A 19289-nucleotide genomic window follows, 5' to 3' on the forward strand; every position below is an offset into this window, starting at 1 on the left:
CGAGCAGGGCCACGCGTACGGCACCGCGCGCCGCGGCACAGTTCCGGTTCGGTCAGAACACCGACAGGCCCGTCAGGGTGGTGAAGCGGTCCAGGGCCGCTACTCCCGCCACCGAGTTGCCCCGTTCGTCCAGGCCCGGGCTCCATACGCACAGCGTGCACCGCCCCGGTACGACCGCGACGATTCCGCCGCCCACCCCGCTCTTGCCCGGCAGACCGACCCGGTGGGCGAATTCGCCGGCCGCGTCGTACGTCCCGCAGGTGAGCATCACGGCGTTGACTTGCTTGGCCTCGCTGCGCGTCAGCAGGCGCGAGCCGTCCGCACGCAGTCCGTGGCGGGCCAGGAAGCGGGACGCCAGGGCCAGGTCCGCGCAGCTCATCTCGATCGCGCACTGCCAGAAGTAGTGGTCGAGAAGGGTGGGGACGGGGTTGGTGATGTTGCCGTACGACGCCATGAAGTGGGCCAGGGCGGCGTTGCGGTCGCCGTGCGCGGACTCCGACTCCGCGACCTGCGGGTCGAAGGCCAGGTCGGGGTTGCCGCTCTCCTGGCGGAGGAAGTCCAGGAGTTCGCTGCTCGCGTCGCCCGTCAGGGTCTGGAGGCGGTCGGTGACGACGAGCGCACCGGCGTTGATGAAGGGGTTGCGCGGGATCCCGTTCTCGTACTCCAGCTGGACCAGGGAGTTGAACGGGTTGCCGGAGGGCTCGCGGCCCACGTGGTCCCACAGGCCGTCGCCGCCCGTCGCCAGGACCAGCGCGAGCGTGAAGACCTTGGTGATCGACTGGGTGGAGAAGGGGCGCTGCCAGTCCCCGACTCCGTACACCGTGCCGTCGACATCAGCGATGGCCATGCCGAAACGGCGCGGGTCGACAGCGGCGAGCGCCGGGATGTACTCGGCGGGCCTGCCGCTGCCGACCTGCGGTGCCATGTCCTCAGCGATCCGCTCCAGAACCGCCTGGTAGTTCATGTGAGGCTCTACTGCGGCTTGGTGCCGCGGTGCAGGGCCACGACCCCGCCCGTGAGGTTGCGCCACGCGACCCTCGACCAGCCGGCCTTCTGGAGCCGGGCCGCCAGCGCCGACTGGTCCGGCCACTCGCGGATGGACTCGGCGAGGTAGACGTACGCGTCGGGGTTGGACGACACGGCTGTCGCCACCGGCGGCAGCGCGCGCATCAGGTACTCCATGTACACGGTGCGGAACGGCGCCCACGTCGGGTGGGAGAACTCGCAGATCACGACGCGCCCGCCCGGCTTGGTCACCCGGTACAGCTCGCGCAGCGCGGCGTCGGTGTCCTGGATGTTGCGCAGGCCGAAGGAGATCGTGACGGCGTCGAAGGTGTCGTCCTTGAACGGCAGCTTCGTCCCGTCGCCGGCGGTGAAGGGCATCCAGGGGTGGCGCGCCTTGCCCACGCGCAGCATGCCGATCGAGAAGTCGCACGGCACGACGTACGCGCCGGCCTCCGCGAACGGCTGCGAGGAGGTGGCGGTGCCGGCGGCCAGGTCCAGGATCTTCTGGGCCGGGCGGGCGTCCACCGCCCTGGCGACCTCCTTGCGCCAGATCCGGTCCTGGCCGAGGGACAGGACGTCGTTGGTGAGGTCGTAGCGTTCCGCCACTTCGTCGAACATCGAGGCGACTTCGGCGGGCTTCTTGTTCAGGGATGCGCGGGTCACGCCGCCCATTGTGCCGGGCCCGCCCGCCATGAGCGGAGCGGGCCCGGCCATCGACGGCCCAGCGCCCCGGCCGATCACCGGCGCAGCGCCTCGGCGGGTTCGATGCGGGAGGCCCGCCACGCCGGGTACAGCCCCGCCAGCACTCCGGTGACCAGGCCGATCACCACCGCTCGTGGCCACCCTTGGTGGCCCCTCGTGGCCCGCCAGTCGTGCCCGGCGGTTCACCGCCGCCGGTGCACCAGCCGGCCGCCGAGCACCGTCGCCACGCACGTGCCGGCCCCGCGCGCCCGCAGCGCCGCCTCGTCCGGTACGTCGAAGACCGCGAGGTCCGCGCGGGAGCCGACGGCGAGTGGGGACGCGGCCACGGCAGCGGGCCGGGCGCCGCCGGCCAGCGGGTCGAGTTCCGTGCCGGAGTACACCGCCGGGCTGTCCTGTCGTGCGGCGGCCACGACGGAGAGACCCGCCCGGCTCACCGCCCGGCGGACCGCCGGGATCAGGAGCGGTCCGGTGACCGCGACCACGCCGTGGGCCAGGAGCTTCTGGGTGCAGCGGCGGGCGCTGTTGCCCCAGCGGGCCTCCGTCATACGCAGTGCGGCCAGGGCCTCGCCGGTCACGGGGTCCGGTCCGAGTTCCTCGAACTCGGCCGGGTCCTCGGGGAAGTAGGCGTGCTCCAGCAGGAAGCCGCCGCGGTCGTTGCGGAGCCCGGGCGTGAGCACTCCGGGCCAGCGACGGACGCGGGCCGCCGGGCGGGCGGCCGCCACCTCCTCGAACGGGCCGAGTGCGACGACCGCCGTACCGTCGACGGCGACCGCGCCCCCGGCGATCGGCTCCCGGGCGCCGGGGACGACCAGGTCCGCGGCGTGAATCGTCAGCAACTCGGCTCCGTGGCGGGTGAGATGCGGGTCAGCTGGTGCTGAGGATCTTCAGCTCGGGGTGCGCGGTGCCGCCCTCGATGGCCGTGGACGAGAGGTGGGAGACCACGTGGTCGTCGACCGGGTCGTTCGCCGGGTCGTCGTGCACGAGGATGTGCTCGTACGTCGTGGTGCGCTGCGCGGGCACACGTCCCGACTTGCGGATGAGATCGATGATCTCCATCCGGTTGGACCGGTGCTTGGCCCCGGCCGAGGACACCACGTTCTCCTCCAGCATGATCGACCCGAGGTCGTCCGCGCCGTAGTGCAGCGACAGCTGGCCGACCTCCTTGCCGACCGTCAGCCAGGAGCCCTGGATGTGCGCGACGTTGTCGAGGAAGAGGCGCGAGACGGCGATCAGGCGCAGGTACTCGAAGAGCGTGGCCTGCGTGCGGCCCTTCAGCGCGTTGTTCTGCGGCTGGTAGGTGTACGGGATGAAGGCGCGGAAGCCGCCCGTCCGGTCCTGTACGTCGCGGATCATCCGCAGGTGCTCGATGCGCTCGGCGTTGGTCTCGCCCGTACCCATCAGCATCGTCGACGTCGACTCGACGCCGAGGCGGTGCGCGAGCTCCATGATCTCCAGCCAGCGCTCGCCGGACTCCTTGAGCGGCGCGATGGCCTTGCGCGGCCGCTCGGGCAGCAGCTCGGCGCCGGCGCCCGCGAACGAGTCGAGACCGGCGGCGTGGATCCGGCGGATCGCGTCCTCGGCGCTCACGCCGGAGATGCGGGCCATGTGCTCGACCTCGGAGGCGCCGAGGGAGTGGATGACCAGCTGCGGGTACGCCGCCTTGATCGCGGCGAAGTGCTCCTCGTAGTACTCCACGCCGTAGTCCGGGTGGTGGCCGCCCTGGAACATGATCTGCGTACCGCCGAGCTCGACGGTCTCCGCGCAGCGGCGCAGGATGTCGTCGAGGTCGCGGGTCCACACCTTGTCACTCTTGGGCGCGGCGTAGAAGGCGCAGAACTTGCACGCGGTGACGCACGAGTTCGTGTAGTTGATGTTGCGCTCGATGATGTACGTCGCGATGTGCTCCGTACCGGCGTAGCGACGGCGGCGCACGGCGTCGGCGGCTTGGCCCAGCGCGTGCAGCGGCGCGTGGCGGTAGAGCTCCAGCGCCTCTTCCGGGGTGATCCGCCCACCCTCAGCGGCGCGGTCGAGGACGGCTGTGAGGTCGGCCTTCTCAGTCACCGGAGTGTCCCTTTCGGCAGGGTGTGGACGGACCGGCCCAGCCTACGCCAGCCGTCCGGGCGAGCGGCGGGCACCCGTTGGTCCCCGCGTCGCGGCGGTCCCTCCAGTAGTGTGACGCGCTCATGCTGGGGGGCTGAACGGATGGCACGCGTGGGAACCGTCGAACGTCGCGGGTGGCCGGCGGCCGTGCTCATTCCCGCTCTCTTCGCGCTCGGCATGGGGATGTGGGGCTTACGACGGCACGGCTCCATGTGGCGCGACGAATCCGTGACTTATCAGGTTTCGCATCGCGGCCCGTCCGAGATCTGGAATCTGCTGGACGACGCCGACGCCGTACACGGCCTCTACTACTTCTTCATGCACGGACTCTTCGCCCTCTGGGACGGCGGGCTGATCGCCCTCAGGCTTCCCTCCGTTCTCGCGGTGTCCGTGGCGGCGGCCCTGGTCGGGCTGACCGCATTCCATCTCGGCGGCCCGAGAGCGGGCTTATTGAGCGGGCTCGCATTCACGGTGACTCCGGAAGTGCAGATGTACGCGCAGGAAGGGCGCTCCTACGCGATGGTCTGCGCCCTGGTCGCGCTCGCGACGTATCTGCTCGCCCGCTCGCTGGTGGAACCGTCGCGGACTGCCTGGGTCGCTTATGCGGGATCCCTTCTGGCCGCGGGCTGGCTTCACGAATTCGCCGTTCTCGCTCTCCTCGCGCACGGAATCACCGTGGCGATCTCTCCGGTGGCGGCGGGAATGAAGCGGGCGTGGGCTTTCGCCGCCGGCTTCGTGACACTCGGGCTGCTGCCGCTGATCGCCTTCAGCGCCGGGCAGTCCGGTCAGGTCTCCTGGATCGGCAGTCCGACGCTTCTGGAGTGGGCCGAGATCTCGGGCGTCGCGCTCCTCGTACTGCTCTGCGGCAGATACTCGCCGGCCGCCGCCCGTCCACGCGTCCTGAACCGTCTCGCCCTCCCCCTGGCGATCGTCCCGACGGCCTCCCTCCTGCTCGCTTCACTGCACCGGTCCGTGTACGTCGACCGGTACGTCCTGTACTCCGACATCGGCTTGGCGCTGCTGGCCGGGATGACCCTGGACAGGGTCCTGAGCGCCCGGAAACGGCACGTCGCGGTGGTAGCGGCGGCGGGGGCGGGACTCGTGCTCGCGCTGCTTCCCGTGACGCTTCACCTGCGTACCCCCGACAGCCGCAAGGACGACGTGGCAGCCATCTCGGACGCCGTTCAGCAGGTAGCGCGGAAGGGCGACGCGGTGATCTTCGCGCCCTCGCGCCGACGCGAGTGGAAACTCTCCTATCCGGGCCGGTTCCACGGGCTCGTCGATCTGGGGCTGGAGGAAGCCCCCGTCGCGTCCGGGACCCTGCAGGGCAGGGAATCGGCCCCTGCGCAGATCCGTACGCGCATGCTCTCCGCCACCCGGATCGTCGTGCTCAGCGATCCCCCCGGGCAGCCGGAGGACTCCGTCGCGCAAGAGGTCACCAAGCGCGAGATCCTGCGCACACACTTCCAGGAGTGCTCCCGGACCCGGGTCAGGGGCGCTCAGGTCACCCTCTACGCCCGCCCGGGGTCGTGCGGCCGGTAGCGGGAACTCCGGCTCAGCGGCGCAGGCGCCGCAGCGAGCCGGCCGGATTGCCCGTGCCCTTGCCCTCGGCCCTGACGGTCAGCGTGCCGTCCTTCTCCAGCGTGTACGTGACCTGTACGGCGCCGCTCGCGCAGCCGGGGGTGGAAGGGCGGGTGGGGTCGGCCCGGTCGGTGACGCGGAGTCTGTTCGCGGTCGCGGCGGCCAGTTCGCCCAGGCCGTTGCACCGGAGCGGGCCGAGAGTGTTCGTCGTACGGGCCACGTCCTCGCCCTCCTTCCCGGCGCTGATCTCGACGGAGTACTGGCTGGCCACGCCGCCCGCCGTGACGCTTCCCTGCCACGTGCCGGTGAAGGCGTCGGGCACACCGGGCGGAGAGGCGGCGGGACCGGTGTCGCTGCTGCCGCCCTCGTCGGCGTCGGTGCGGTCGCCGGACAGTCCACCCAGGTAGAGGGAGCCGCCCACCGTCGCCACCGCCATCGCGCCCGCGACGGCAAGGACCACCGTGCAGCTCCTGCGGCGGCCGCGCCCCCGGTCGCCGGGGGCGTTCTCGGTGGTCAGCGAGACCGAGAGGCGGCCCGCGTCGGTGACCGCCCCGGTCGCCTCCCCGCGCGGCCCCGGCACGACGGGCACCGCCGGCCCACTGCCGAAGGAAGCGGGCGGCGGCCCGAACGTGCCCACCGCCGGGCTGCTGAACGGCACCGGCCCCGACTCCCCCGGCGGCGCCGTCGCCGGTTCCAGGTCGAGCAGCCGCACCGCCGCCCGGCCGGCCCGCTCGACCAGCGGCCCCGGCAGCCATCCCGCCGCCACCAGCCGCGCGGCCCCGTCCGGCGCGAGCCGCCGTGCCACCTCGCCGGGGGTCGGCCGGTCCGCCGCCTCCTTCGCGAGGCAGCCGGCGACGACTTCCCGCAACGCGCCGTCCAGCGCGTCCAGTCCGTCCAGCCGCGGCTCCTCGTGCACGACCTTGTAGAGCAGCGCCGCCGAGGAGTCGCCGGGGAAGGGCGCCTCGCCCAGGGCGGCGTACGCCAGCACCGCGCCCAGCGAGAAGACGTCGGCGGCGCCCGTCACGTCCTTGCTGAGGATCTGCTCGGGCGACATGTAGCCGGGCGAGCCGATGGAGACGCCGGTGGAGGTGAGCGACGCGGTGCCGTCGGTGGCGCGCGCGATGCCGAAGTCGATGAGCCGGGGCCCGTCGAGCGTCAGCATGACGTTCGACGGCTTGACGTCCCGGTGTACGAGACCGAGCCCGTGCACCGCCGTCAGCGCCTCCGCGAGCCCCGCGCCCAGCGCGCGCACCGCGTTCGCGGGCAGCGGCCCGGCGTCGGCGACGGCCTCCGTCAGCGTGGGTCCGGCGACGTACCCGGTGGCCACCCACGGCACGGCGGCGTCCGGGTCCGCGTCCAGCACCGGCGCCGTCCAGTCGCCGCCGACCTGCCGGGCGGCCGCCACCTCACGCCGGAAACGGGCCCGGAACTCCTCGTCGAGCGCGAAGTGCGGATGCGCGACCTTGACCGCGACCGTACGCCCGCCCGCGCTGCGCCCGAGATAGACGCGGCCCATGCCGCCGACGCCGAGCCTGCCGAGGATCCGGTACGCGCCGATGGTCTGCGGATCGCCCGCGTCGAGCGGCTGCATGGCCTCGTCCTCCCCCGTACCGCCAACTGCCTGCTTCGTCGCCAGCAGCCTAGGCGGCGACCGGCTCAGCCGAGCAGTTCGACCGTGACATCGGCCGGAAAGCCGGTCGTCGGGCCGGTCCTGCGGGCGAATTCCCGTACGCCCGCCAGCTGGTCGGGGCCGAAGCGGAAGTCCAGCGTCGTGAAGTAGCGCTCCAGCAGCTCGGCGTCGAAGACCTCCCAGCGGGCGGCCTGCTCGGCGACCTTGCCGACCTCTTCCAGGGACAGATCGCGCGAGGTCAGGAAGGCCTCGTGCACCTTCTTCACGACGCCCGGCTCACGCGCGAGGTAGTCCTTGCGGGCCGCCCACACCGCGAAGACGAACGGCAGCCCCGTCCACTCCTTCCACATCTGCCCCAAGTCGTGGACCGCGAGGCCGAGCCGGGGCGCGTCGTGCAGCGCTGCCCGCAGCGCCGCGTCACCGATCAGCACGGCCGCGTCCGCCTCCTGCATCATCACCCCGAGGTCGGGCGGACACGTGTAGTAGTCGGGCCGTACGCCGTACTGCTCCGCGAGCAGCAACTGCGCCAGGCGGACCGACGTACGGGAGGTCGAACCGAGCGCGACCCGGGCCCTGTCGAGCTGCTCCAGGGGCACCTGGGAGACGATCACGCACGACATGACGGGCCCGTCGCAGCCGACCGCGAGGTCGGGGAAGGCGACGAGATCGTCGGCGTTGCGCAGGAACTCCACCAGGGTGACGGGCGCGATGTCGAGATCGCCGCGCACGAGTTGCTCGCTCAGCCGCTCAGGGGTGTCCTTCGACAGCTCGAAATCGAGAAGCGCTCCGGTACGGGCCAGCCCCCAGTAAAGGGGCAGGCAGTTCAGGAACTGGATGTGGCCGACACGTGGCCGGCTGCGACGGTGGTCGACAGCAGTTGAATTGTCCACATCGTGAGGCTAGACCTGTCCGCCGCAGAGCCCGACGCCGGGGCTGCCGGGGCGAGTCGGTGACCTTCGAAAGGCCTGCTGGTGGACGTTGCCAAACTTCCGGGTGACGTGATCTTTCCCTCTTCCACTCTCCTCGGAGTGCGTGCTACGCTCGCCGCAAGTTGCAGTTTGGTTTCCCTTGCAGTACAGAGCCTGCGGAGCATGTGACCCGCAGGCTTTTGTAGTTTTCAGACTTCTTTGCAGGTTCTGGAGCAGGGCAACCCTTTGGCCCATAGGAGGGCTTATGGCTACCGGAACCGTCAAGTGGTTCAACGCTGAAAAGGGCTTCGGCTTCATCGCCCAGGACGGCGGCGGCCCGGATGTCTTCGTCCACTACTCCGCGATCAACGCGTCTGGTTTCCGCTCGCTTGAGGAGAACCAGGTCGTGAACTTCGACGTCACGCAGGGCCCGAAGGGCCCGCAGGCGGAGAACGTCACCCCGGCCTAGTTGCCCGGGCCGACCGGATCGCGGTCGAAGTAGCAGTACCCAAGGAGCCCCGTTCCGCGAGGAACGGGGCTCCTGCCTTCGCGCCCCGGCCGAAGGGGCGTGGGTCACACCGCGCGGGCGCCCCGCTCGCCACCGCCGTACAGCGCCTCGATCTCGGCGGCGTACCGCTCGGCGACCGCCCGCCGCCGGACCTTGAGCGTCGGCGTCAGGACGCCGCCGCCGACCGTGAAGTCCTCGTCGAGCACCGCGAAGGCGCGGATCCGCGCCGGCCGCGAGACCTGCGCGTTCGCCGCGTCGACCGCCTCCCGCACCACGGCACGAAGGGCCTCGCGGTCGCCCGGGTCGCGGCCCTCGCGAGCCGCCCAGCCGGCGACCTCCTCGGCGTCGAGGGTGATCAGCGCGACCGGGTACGGGCGGCGGTCACCCACCATCACCGCGTGCGACACCAGCCGCGACTGCTGCTTGATGGCCACCTCCACCAGCGACGGGATGAGGTTCTTGCCCGCTGACGTGATGATCAGGTCCTTCTTGCGACCGGTGATCGTGAGGTAGCCGTCCCGGTCCAGCGCGCCGAGATCCCCGGTGTGCAGCCAGCCGTCAGCGTCGAGCGTCGCGCGCGTCGCCGCCTCGTTGCCGTAGTAGCCGGGGAAGACCATCGGGCCGCGCGCCAGCACCTCCCCGTCGTCCGCGATCCGCACCTCGCAGCCCGCGACGGGCCGGCCGACCGTCCCGTGACGGACCGCGCCCGGGTGGTTGAGCGAGATGACACCGCCCGACTCCGTCATCCCGTACCCCTCGAAGACCTGGATGCCGCAAGCCCGCAGGAGGTCCATGGTCTGCGGTGCGATCGGTGCCGCGCCGGTCAGCGCCCACCGCAGCCGGCCGCCGAAAGCGGCCCTGACCAGGCTGTAGAGCCGCTGGTCGGCTTCTTCGTACGCGCCCGCCAGTTCCTCCGGCAGCCGCCCCTCCGCCGCGAGCAGCCCGATCCGTACCGCCTCCTCGAGCCGCTCACGCCCGCCCTCCTGCGACTCGGCGAGCGACAGCACGACCGAGTGCACCTTCTCGAACAGCCGGGGCACGGAGGGCAGATGCGTCGGCCCCACCTCGGCCAGCTCGCCCACCACGTCCTCGATGCGGCCACCGAAGTAGCACAGCTCACCGCCGTACATCAGGGTCGTGAACTCGATCAGCTGGGCGAGCAGGTGGGCGAGCGGCAGATAGAGGTACGTCCGGTCCCCCGGCCCGCCCCCGATCAGATCGAGGTTGGCTTCGAGCACGGCCCCGAGGTTGCCGTGAGTGAGGCGGCAGCCCTTGGGCGGGCCCGTGGTCCCCGACGTGTAGACGATCTCCGCCAGGTCGCCGGGCGTGACGGCGGCGGCCCGGGCGGCCAGTTCCTCCTGGCTCGCGGCGGGACCGGGCAGCGCGGTCATGCGATCCATCAGGACGACGTGCCGCACGGCCGGGATCTTGGAGCGCACACCCTCCACGCGCGCCGCCCGCTCGGCGTTCTCGCAGATCACGACCGTGGTGCCGGAGTCCGCGAGCACCCACGCGAGCTCCTCGTCGCCCGCTGTCGGATAGACGGGCACGACGACCGCGCCCGCCGCGAGCACGGCGAAGTGCGCGTACGTCCACTCGGCGCGGGTCTCGGAGAGGATCGCCACGCGGTCCCCCGCCCGGACTCCGGTGCCGGGTCCGACGAGCCTGCGGGCGATGTCGCGGACCGTGGCGCGCAGTCCGGCGTACGAGACGGGCTGCATCCCCTTCGCCCGCAGCGCCGGGTGGTCGCCGTACCGCTCCCCCGCCCATTCGGTGAACAACGCGAGCGTCTGTGGCCGTCGAGTTCGACTCATGCGTCCGACGGTAGGTACGGGCGGCGGCCCCGGGGGATGACGGGAAACGTCACCACCACTGACCTCGCCGCTCATCCCGGCTACCGTCGTTGCCCATGGCGACCACGGCCAAGGGGACGATCACCGTGCACCATGTGCGAGCCGTACTGCGCGGAGCCGAGCGCCGTGGCATCGACACCGTGCCGCTGCTCCAGGCGGGCAACATCCCGCCCCTCCTCCTCGGCGACGACCGGGCGCGCGTCACGGCCGCGCAGTTCGCGGGCCTCTTCCGGGCGCTGTACCGGGCCATGCAGGACGAGTTCCTGGGCCTGGCGTCCGTACCGAGCAGGCCAGGCACGTTCGCGATGATGTGTTACGCCGTGCTGGGCTGCCCGGACCTGGGAGCGGCGGTCGGGCGCGGAACGGCCTTCTACGGCCTGTTCCCGGGCGGCCCGGACCTCGTACTCGAACGCACGGAAACCGAGGCGGCGTTCAGCGTGCGCAGCCCGCTGGACCGCGACGAGGACCGGTTCCTCGCCGAGTGCCTGCTGATCATCTGGCACCGGCTGTGCAGCTGGCTGATAGGCCGCCGCATCCCGCTGCGCTGGGCCGGCTTCGACTACGCGCCGCCGCCGCACAAGGACGAGTACGGCACGCTCTTCGGCTGCCCCGTCCGCTTCGGCACCGACCGCACGGGCGCCGGTTTCGACGCGCACTGGCTCGCGGCTCCGCTCGTACGGGACGAGGCACAGCTGCATGTGATGCTCCGCCGCGCCCCCTTCGAGCTCCTCAGCCGCCGCGAGTACGGCACGACGGTGGCCGAACAGGTCCACCACACCCTGGCGCAGGCCCTGCGCACCTCGCCCCGGCTCCCGTCCCTCGGCGAGACGGCGGCCCGGCTGGCGGTCAGCCCGGCGACCCTGCGCCGCCGCCTCCAGCAGGAGTCGACGTCCTTCCAGCAGCTCAAGGACGCGGTACGGCGCGACGCGGCCATCGCGGGGCTGGCTGAGGGCCGCGAACCGATCGCGGAGCTGGCGGCGAGGCTCGGCTTCTCCGAAGACACGTCCTTCCACCGCGCCTTCCGCCGCTGGACGGGGACTACGCCGGGGGCCTACCGGGTGGGGGGTGGCCCCAGTGCCTCCCCGAAGCACCTCCCCGCCTCCCCCGCGTCCCTGGTGGCCTCCCGCGTCGTTGATATCCGGGGTCAGCAAAGCTGAGCTTCCCGGTCAGCTCCGTACCTACCGGTCAGTCACTACCGTCTCGGCAAGGACCCCAGCCCCCGTCGGAACGTTGGGAGAGCCGTATGAGCCGCACGAGTCACCCGAGTCGCCCCAGGCGCGCGAGACACCCAAGGCACCCAAACCGCGACCGCCTCCGGGCCAGAGTCGTGACCACCCTCGCCTCCCTGGCCGCACTCGCCTTCACCGCCGTCCCCATCCCCACAGCCGCAGCCACCCTCACCGCCTCCACACCCACCACCGTCGCTCCCGGCGACCTCCTCACCTCCACCCCCACCTCCTTCCGCCCCCTCCCCAACCAGCCCACCCTCACCAACGCCTGGCACATCTCCTACCGGTCCACCACCGCCAAGGGCGCCCCCAACGTCGTGACCGGCACCCTCATCGTGCCCAAGGACGGCAGGACCGGCCCGCGCCCGCTCGTCACGTACGCCGTCGGGACCGTCGGGCTCGCCGACCAGTGCGCGCCGAGCGCCGGGTTCCCCAAAGGCACCACCGTCGAGGCCAACCTCATCAACCAGGCCGTCCAGCGCGGCTGGGCCGTAGCCGTCACCGACTACGAAGGGCTCGGCACCCCCGGCGACCACACGTACACCGTCGGCCGCGCCGAGGGCCACGCCGTCCTCGACGCCGCCCGCGCCGCCCTCCGCCACCCGGACGCCGGCCGCAGCGGTCTGAGCGACGAATCGCCCGTCGGCATCATGGGCTACTCACAGGGCGGCCAGGCCTCCAGCTGGGCCGCCGAACTGCACGACTCGTACGCCCCCGAGCTCAACGTCAAGGGCACGGCGACCGGCGGCGTACCCGCCAACCTGCTGGAAGTCGCCGATTTCAACGACGGCAACATCGGCGCGGGCCTGATCCTGATGGCCGCCACCGGCCAGCAGGCGGCCTTTCCCGAGCTGGAGCTGGACAAGTACCTCAACGCCAAGGGCCGCGTGTACGTCGACTTCATGAAGAAGAACTGCGTCGCCGTCGACACCGTCGCGGGCCTCTTCCAGCGCATCTCCGAAGTCACCGTCAAGAACCCGCTGGACCAGCCCGACTGGCAGCAGCGGCTCAACGAGTCGAACGTCGGCTCGCGCGCCCCCGACCACCCCGTCTACCTCTACCACGGCGGGCTCGACGAGCTGATCCCGTACGCCGTCGGCAAGCAGCTGCGCGCCGACTGGTGCGGCAGGGGCGCGGACGTGCAGTGGCGCTCGCACCCCCTCCTCGGCCACATCGGCGGGGTGACCGTGGGCGCCTTGCCTGCGATGGACTGGCTGGGCGAACGCTTCGCGGGCAAACCGACCGGCGGCAACTGCCCGTAGCAGCGGCAGCAGCGGCATCAGCATCGGCACCGCCGGCACCGGCAGCAGAGACGGCGAGGGGCCCCGCATTGCGGGGCCCCTCGTCACGTCCGCCCGTACAGCGCGGCGATCTCCCTCCCGAAGTCCCGCACGATCGCCGCCCGCTTGAGCTTCAGTGACGGTGTCAGGTACCCGTTCTCCTCCGTGAAGTCCACCGGCAGCACAGCGAACCTGCGGATCGACTCCGCCCGCGACACCAGCCGGTTCGCCTCGTCGACCGCCCGTTGCAGCGCGGCCCGCAGGTCCTCGTCCTCGACCAGCTCCCGCAGCGGCACGTCCTGCTTCTTCGTCATCTGACGCCAGTGCCCCAGCCCGTCCGGCTCCAGGGTCAACAAGGCGGTGATGTAGGGGCGGTTGTCACCCAGCACCAGGCACTGGCCCACCAGCGGGTGCGCCCGCAGCCAGTCCTCCAGCGGCGCCGGAGCGACGTTCTTGCCCGCCGATGTGATGATGATGTCCTTCTTGCGGCCGGTGATGGTCAGATACCCGTCATCGTCGAGCGTCCCGAGGTCACCCGTCGCGAACCAGCCCCCACCCCGCCTCACGTCCACGGGCGCCTGCCGCTCCCGGTCCCAGTAGCCGCCGAAGACCTGCCCGCCGCGCAGCAGCACCTCCCCGTCGTCGCCGATGCGCACTCCCGTGCCCGGCAACGGCCAGCCGACCGTACCGAGTCGGGGCCGGAGGGGCGGGGTCACGGTCGCGGCGGCCGTCGTCTCGGTCAGCCCGTACCCCTCGAATATCTCGATGCCGGCGCCCGCGTAGAACGACGCGAGGCGACGCCCGAGCGGCGAGCCGCCGCAGATCGCGTACTTCACCCTGCCGCCGAGGGCCGCCCTGATCCGCCGGTAGACCAGCGGATCGTAGAGCGCACGGGCCGCACGCAGGCCCAGCCCGGGCCCCTCCCCCGTCCCGTGCTCCTGCGCCTCAACCGCCTGGCCGTAGCGCTGGGCGATCCGGGACGCGCGGTCGAACGACGAGGCGCGGCCCAACTTCTCGGCGGTCGCGCGGCCGGTGTTGTAGACCTTCTCCAGGACGTACGGGATGGCCAGCAGGAAGGTCGGACGGAAGCCGGCCAGGTCGCTCAGCAGGTCCTCGGTCCGGATGCTGGGCGCGTGACCGAGCCGTACCCGTGCGCGCAGGCAGCCGACCGCGACCATCCGTCCGAAGACGTGCGAGAGCGGCAGGAACAGCAGCGTGGACGCCGGTTCCTTGCTCACCGACTTGAAGACGGGGTGCAGCAGCTCGATCGCGTTGTCGACCTCGGCGAAGAAATTGGCGTGGGTGAGGACGCAGCCCTTGGGGCGGCCCGTCGTACCCGAGGTGTAGATGAGGGTGGCGATCGCATCCGGCGCGAGGCCGGCGCGGCGCGCGGTGACGACCGCGTCGGGGACGTCCCTGCCCGCCGTCCGCAGCCGGTCGACCGCACCCGTGTCGAACTCCCAGAGGTGCACGAGGTCGTGGAGGTGCTGCCGCTCCGGGCTGATGACCCTGGCCTGCTCGGCGCTCTCGATGGCGCAGGCGACGGCGCCCGAGTCCTGGAGGATCCAGCGGGCCTGGAAGGCGGACGACGTCGGGTAGATGGGGACGGTGACCAGGCCCGCCGCCCAGGCGGCGAAGTCCAGGAGCGTCCATTCGTACGTCGTACGGGACATGATCGCGAGCCGGTCGCCGGGCCTCAGGCCCTCGGCGACCAGGCCCTTGGCCACCGAGAGCACATCGGCGGCGAACTCGGACGCCGTCATGTCGCGCCAGGTTCCGTCGCCCTGCTTGCGGCCGAGTACGGGGTCGGCAGGGGCCTCACGGGCGTTGTCGAACGGGATGTCGGCGAGCGATCCGTGCCGTACGGGCGATACGAGCGCCGGCACAAACACCTCCCGCACGACACCGTCCACTCGGGTCTTCTCGGGGCTGTGCGGCCGCACGGAAACAGCCGTCGACTCGGGCGCGGGGTGCATCATCTCGACCTACTCCTGACCCTTGAGTAACCTTACTCTGGAGTAAATCTACGACTGCGCAGGGAGTCCGGACAATGACCTCGCTCGCCTCACTCCTCGCCCTCGGAGCACTCACGTCCCCCCTCAAGCGCACGGTCTCCCCCACCGCGTCCCTCCCCGCGACCCGCCTCACGCTGCCGGAAGTACGCGTCGACCACGGCCAGTTGGCGGCGTACGCCCGCATCTGCGGATTTCCCTGCACCGATCCACTGCCGCTCACCTACCCGCACGTCATCGGCTTCCCCCTCGCCCTGCGCGTGATGACGCGGCGCACCTTCCCCCTCCCGCTGACCGGGCTGGTGCATACCGCCGTCTCCGTCACGCGGCACCGCGCGCTGCACCCGGACGACCGGCCGGAACTGACCGTGTACGCCGACCGGTTGAGCCCTCACCGGCGCGGCACCGAGGTCACCATGGTCACGGAGGCTCGCCTGCGGGGCGCCCTGGTCTGGGAGTCGCACAGCACGTATCTGGCGCGCCACCGGACGCCGGAGAGCGACGCTTCCCGGTCTACGTCGGCCCCGCCCACGTCCGCCCCGCGTCCGTCCGGCGAGCCGGCGGTGCCGCTGCCGGCCGTCACCGCCTGGGACCTGCCCGGCAACCTGGGCCGTCACTACGGCGTCGCGTCCGGCGACCTCAACCCCATCCACCTGCACCCGCTGACGGCGCGGCTCTTCGGCTTCCCGCGCGCCATCGCCCACGGCATGTGGACGTTCGCCCGCTGCGTGGCGGAGCTCGATCCCGCCGACGCGACGCACGTACGGGCGGACTTCAGGGCGCCGGTCCTGCTGCCCGCGACGGTCACCTACGCGGCCGCGGGCGACGCGTTCCAGCTGCGCGGCAGGGACGGCCGCCTACACCTCGCCGGAACCCGGTCGCCGGGCCGGCCGACGGCGGCACTACCGGGCTCACGCCCGGAGTGAGGGCGCCCATCGCTGCCCGTTCATGAGGTTGTCCAGGCCCGTCCAGGCGAAGTTCATCAGCGTCGCGGCCGTTTCCTTCGCGGAGACGCCCGGCGTACCGTTGCCCCACCCCGCGAGCGACTCGGCGGCCCCCACCAGCGCGTGGGCCAGCCCGGCCACCTCCCGCTCGGCCAGCTCCGCGTCGCAGTCCGCCTCGCGCGCCGCCGCCCCGATCAGGTAGGTCACGAAGGACACGATCTCCGCGCGCATGGCCGCCACCTCGGCGGCGAACGGCTCCCCGTGCGTGCGGGCCTGGTTGTGCAGCACCGCCCAGCCGTCCGGGTTCTCCGCCGCGTGCGTGAAGAACGCCCGCAGCCCCGCCCACAACTGACGGTCGGCCGGCACCCCGGGCTCGACCCCTGCCCGTACCGCTGCCACGAGCGCGCCCGCCTCGCGCCGGATGCAGGCCGTGAACAGCTCTTCCTTGGAGTTCAGATACAGATAGACGAGCGGCTTCGACACCCCGGCCAGCTCGGCGATCTCGTCCATCGACGCGGCCCGGTAGCCCCGCTGCCCGAAGGTCTGCACGGCGGCGTCCATCATCTGCTGCTCCCGCACGGCTCGCGGCATCCGCTTGCCCTTCACAGCACCACTCACGTCCCGGATCCTCCCACCCCGCCCACCCGCCTCACCGCATACCGCGACGAACACCCCGGTAAGCGTACGGCGCCCCATCATCCCCAACCCGAAGTGCCCCTGAACGCAAGGCGTCCAGGGGCACTTCAAGGGTTCAACAGGTCCAGCGCAGCATCAGGCGGCGACGGGCACGGCGTCCTTCTGGTCGACGCCGCGCACGTCGTCCCGCGCGCCGTCGTACTCGTCGATCGGCGACGCCGTGGCCGAGTTGTACGCGTCGTGGTCGAGGATCTTCTCGCGGGCCGCGACGATGACCGGCACAAGAGCCTGACCCGCGACGTTCGTCGCCGTACGGATCATGTCCAGGATCGGGTCGATCGCCATCAGCAGGCCCACGCCCTCCAGCGGCAGACCCAGCGTCGAGAGGGTCAGCGTCAGCATGACCGTCGCGCCCGTCAGACCGGCGGTGGCCGCCGAGCCGATGACCGAGACAAAGGCGATCAGCAGATAGTCCTGGATGCCGAGCTGCACGTCGAAGATCTGCGCGATGAAGATCGCGGCGAGCGCCGGGTAGATCGCGGCGCAGCCGTCCATCTTCGTCGTGGCCCCGAACGGGACGGCGAACGACGTGTACTCCTTCGGAACGCCGAGGCGCTCGGTGACCCGCTGGGTGACCGGCATGGTGCCGACCGAGGAGCGGGAGACGAAGGCCAGCTGGATGGCCGGCCAGGCGCCCTTGAAGAACTGGAGCGGGTTGACCTTGGCGACCGTCGCGAGGAGCAGCGGGTAGACGCCGAACAGCACGATGGCGCAGCCGATGTAGACGTCCGCGGTGAAGGTCGCGTACTTGCTGATCAGGTCCCAGCCGTAATCGGCGATGGCGAAGCCGATGAGGCCGACGGTGCCGATGGGCGCGAGGCGGATGACCCACCACAGGGCCTTCTGGAGCAGCTCCAGGACCGAGTTGCTGAGCTTGAGGATCGGCTCGGCCTTCTCACCGAGCTGGAGCGCGGCGATACCGGCGACGGCGGCCATGAAGACGATCTGGAGCACGTTCAGTTCGGTGAACGGCGTGATGACGTCGGTCGGCACGATGCCGGTCAGGAAGTCGATCCAGGAGCCGGAGCCCTCGGGCTTCTGGCCGTCCTTCGGCGTCAGGCCCGTACCGGCGCCCGGGTCGGTGACCAGGCCGATCGTGATGCCGATGGCGACGGCGATCAGTGACGTGATCATGAACCAGAGCAGCGTCCGGGAGGCCAGCCGGGCGGCGTTGTTGACCTTCCGCAGGTTGGTGATCGACACCAGGATCGCGAAGAAGACGAGCGGCGCGACGGCCAGCTTCAGCAGCTGGACGAAGATGCCGCCGACCTGCTCCAGCGTCGTCTTGAGCCAGCTGATGTCCTGGCTGCGGGCGAGCCAGCCGAGGAGGACACCCAGCGCCAGACCGGTGATGATCTGTGCCCAGAAGGGGAACTTGTCGGATATCCGGAAGCGAGTCTTCTGCTTCGCGGGCGTGGTCGCGGAGTTCGCGGACACGGACACACTCCGTTGATTACGTATGGGGATACGGGGACGGGGGTGCGGCGGCCGTGAGCTGCACGGGACGTGCTGGAGCTGTGGGCGGTCGCCGCTGCGAGATGTCGCTTCTGATGTCAGATGTGGCGGCGACAGGCCGCGGACATGCAGCGGCAGAGATCGACATGCAGGCGCGCCACGAGCACGAGCGGGACGCTCGTGTCGGGGGAGTGCGCAGCTGCTGCCTTCATGCCGAGAACGTTAACACTTGTACTTTGAGAACATCAAAGTACTTCTTTGGGTCGAGCGCCCCGGGCCCGCCCGGAACACGCCAACACCCCGGCCACGGACGGCTGTCCAGGACCGGGGTGCGGGTGAGGCTGTCGAGTGTGACGTACCTAACGCGACGTGCGCGCGACCCCTACTGGGTCAGGCCGTCCTCCTGGTTGCGGTTCGACTCGAGCCTGGCCTTCGCGCTGTCCACGCGCTCGACGATCCGCTCGGACATCGCGTCGCGCTGCTTGCGCAGCAGCACGAAGCTGAGCGGCGCGGAGACGACGATGGCCAGCATCAGGACCCACAGCAGGTTGGAGTCGCCCAGGCCGGCCGGGAGCACGCCGAAGTGGACGAGGCCCCAGATGGCGAAGAAGCAGCCGACGAAGACGCCCAGGCGCATGGCGGTGTAGCGGATCGTTGCGTGCTTGGTGCTCACGGGGACCTTCTTCTCAACGGCAACCTAAAGGGTCTCTACCAGTCAAGCACAGGCGTTCGGCGCACCGCCCCGAGCCCCTGCCCTTGAGCCGGTACCGGCCTGGACTCCGGCGGCAGCCGTCACTCCAGCGGCAGCAGCATGACGATGTCGTCGCGGTCGTCCCCCGGAGCGACCCGGATCGCGCCGGGCACGCGGCCGACCTCCTTGTAGCCGCAGGAGGCGTAGAAGCGGTCGACGCCGGTGCCGCCGCGACAGGTCAGCCGTATCGCGTCGATGCCCTCGAAGCCGCGTACCGCCGCCTCCGTCGCCGCCATCAGGTCCTGCCCGTAGCCCTTGCCCTGGTGGCCGGGGTGAACCATCACCGTGTAGAGCCACACCCAGTGCTTCATCAGCCGGTGCGTGTTGTACGTGATGAAGGCCGTCGCGGCGACGGCGCCCTCCTCGTCGTACCCGACGAGGAGCCGCGTACGGCCGTCGCTCATGGCGGTGAGGTGCTTGACCCACTCGGGCCGGATGTCGTCGGGGGTCACCGGTGGTACGAAACCGACGGCGCCGCCCGCGTTGGACACGTCCGCCCACAGGGCGAGGACGCCGTCGCGCAGGCCGGGGCCGGTCCGCGGGTCGAGTTGGAAGGTCAGCGGCATGCGTTCGACGATAAACGGACCAGCCGAGCGCCTGCGCCGCCATCCGCAGGTCGGACACCAGGCCCTCGT

17 protein-coding genes are annotated in these 19289 nt (G+C 71.3%); 5 read left to right on the top strand and 12 right to left on the bottom strand.

Features of this window, described 5'->3' with window-relative positions:
• Positions 1-52: 52 nt before the first annotated feature.
• From ACWIHY_RS17345 to mqnC, 4 genes are all read right to left on the bottom strand, one after another.
• Entirely contained in the window at positions 53-964 is a 912-nt protein-coding gene (locus ACWIHY_RS17345) for a glutaminase (protein WP_454376483.1), read from the bottom strand.
• An 8-nt stretch (positions 965-972) separates the two neighbouring features.
• On the bottom strand, positions 973-1668 hold the full coding sequence (locus ACWIHY_RS17350; protein WP_454376484.1) for a demethylmenaquinone methyltransferase: 696 nt from the start codon (positions 1666-1668) through the stop codon (positions 973-975).
• 221 nt (positions 1669-1889) lie between these two features.
• Entirely contained in the window at positions 1890-2543 is a 654-nt protein-coding gene (locus ACWIHY_RS17355; RefSeq protein ID WP_454376485.1) for a hypothetical protein, read from the bottom strand.
• Positions 2544-2571: 28 nt separating this feature from the next.
• Entirely contained in the window at positions 2572-3768 is a 1197-nt protein-coding gene (mqnC, locus tag ACWIHY_RS17360) for a cyclic dehypoxanthinyl futalosine synthase (RefSeq protein ID WP_454376486.1), read from the bottom strand.
• Positions 3769-3909: 141 nt separating this feature from the next.
• Here mqnC and ACWIHY_RS17365 point away from each other — a divergent pair, with 141 nt between their 5' ends.
• Positions 3910-5349: a glycosyltransferase family 39 protein gene (locus ACWIHY_RS17365; RefSeq protein WP_454376487.1), complete on the top strand. Its 1440-nt coding sequence runs from the start codon at positions 3910-3912 to the stop codon at positions 5347-5349.
• Between the two features lie 13 nt (positions 5350-5362).
• Here the strand turns inward: ACWIHY_RS17365 and ACWIHY_RS17370 are convergent, their stop codons facing one another.
• A complete protein-coding gene (locus ACWIHY_RS17370) occupies positions 5363-6979 on the bottom strand; it encodes a protein kinase domain-containing protein (protein ID WP_454376488.1) in 1617 nt (538 codons plus the stop codon).
• Positions 6980-7044: 65 nt separating this feature from the next.
• Positions 7045-7908, bottom strand: a complete 864-nt coding sequence (locus tag ACWIHY_RS17375; protein ID WP_454376489.1) for a menaquinone biosynthetic enzyme MqnA/MqnD family protein — start codon at positions 7906-7908, stop codon at positions 7045-7047.
• Between the two features lie 283 nt (positions 7909-8191).
• Between ACWIHY_RS17375 and ACWIHY_RS17380 the strand changes: the two genes are divergently transcribed.
• On the top strand, positions 8192-8395 hold the full coding sequence (locus ACWIHY_RS17380) for a cold-shock protein (RefSeq protein ID WP_003967102.1): 204 nt from the start codon (positions 8192-8194) through the stop codon (positions 8393-8395).
• Between the two features lie 104 nt (positions 8396-8499).
• Here the strand turns inward: ACWIHY_RS17380 and ACWIHY_RS17385 are convergent, their stop codons facing one another.
• Positions 8500-10248 (bottom strand): AMP-dependent synthetase/ligase, encoded by a 1749-nt coding sequence (locus ACWIHY_RS17385; protein WP_454376490.1) that lies wholly within the window; start codon positions 10246-10248, stop codon positions 8500-8502.
• 95 nt (positions 10249-10343) lie between these two features.
• On the opposite strand from ACWIHY_RS17385, the gene ACWIHY_RS17390 reads away from it, so the two are divergent.
• Positions 10344-11444: an AraC family transcriptional regulator gene (locus ACWIHY_RS17390; RefSeq protein ID WP_454376491.1), complete on the top strand. Its 1101-nt coding sequence runs from the start codon at positions 10344-10346 to the stop codon at positions 11442-11444.
• A 170-nt stretch (positions 11445-11614) separates the two neighbouring features.
• Positions 11615-12778 (top strand): lipase family protein, encoded by a 1164-nt coding sequence (locus tag ACWIHY_RS17395; protein ID WP_454376492.1) that lies wholly within the window; start codon positions 11615-11617, stop codon positions 12776-12778.
• Positions 12779-12861: 83 nt separating this feature from the next.
• Here ACWIHY_RS17395 and ACWIHY_RS17400 read toward each other — a convergent pair whose 3' ends face one another.
• A complete protein-coding gene (locus ACWIHY_RS17400; RefSeq protein WP_454376538.1) occupies positions 12862-14772 on the bottom strand; it encodes an AMP-dependent synthetase/ligase in 1911 nt (636 codons plus the stop codon).
• 74 nt (positions 14773-14846) lie between these two features.
• Here ACWIHY_RS17400 and ACWIHY_RS17405 point away from each other — a divergent pair, with 74 nt between their 5' ends.
• Positions 14847-15734, top strand: coding sequence for a MaoC family dehydratase (locus tag ACWIHY_RS17405; RefSeq protein WP_454376493.1), 888 nt, complete (start codon positions 14847-14849; stop codon positions 15732-15734).
• On the opposite strand, the gene ACWIHY_RS17410 is transcribed toward ACWIHY_RS17405, so the two are convergent.
• From ACWIHY_RS17410 to ACWIHY_RS17425, 4 genes are all read right to left on the bottom strand, one after another.
• Positions 15720-16343, bottom strand: a complete 624-nt coding sequence (locus ACWIHY_RS17410) for a TetR/AcrR family transcriptional regulator (RefSeq protein ID WP_454376539.1) — start codon at positions 16341-16343, stop codon at positions 15720-15722. The genes ACWIHY_RS17405 and ACWIHY_RS17410 overlap by 15 nt on opposite strands.
• 180 nt (positions 16344-16523) lie before the next feature.
• On the bottom strand, positions 16524-17885 hold the full coding sequence (locus tag ACWIHY_RS17415) for a dicarboxylate/amino acid:cation symporter (protein ID WP_454376494.1): 1362 nt from the start codon (positions 17883-17885) through the stop codon (positions 16524-16526).
• Between the two features lie 400 nt (positions 17886-18285).
• The gene (locus tag ACWIHY_RS17420) at positions 18286-18540 is read right to left on the bottom strand and encodes a DUF4229 domain-containing protein (protein WP_454376540.1); all 255 of its coding nucleotides are present in this window, start codon (positions 18538-18540) and stop codon (positions 18286-18288) included.
• 155 nt (positions 18541-18695) lie between these two features.
• Positions 18696-19220, bottom strand: a complete 525-nt coding sequence (locus ACWIHY_RS17425; RefSeq protein ID WP_454376495.1) for an N-acetyltransferase family protein — start codon at positions 19218-19220, stop codon at positions 18696-18698.
• Positions 19221-19289 lie beyond the last annotated feature (69 nt).

It is taken from the genome of Streptomyces sp. NPDC055287 (genome assembly GCF_053646035.1).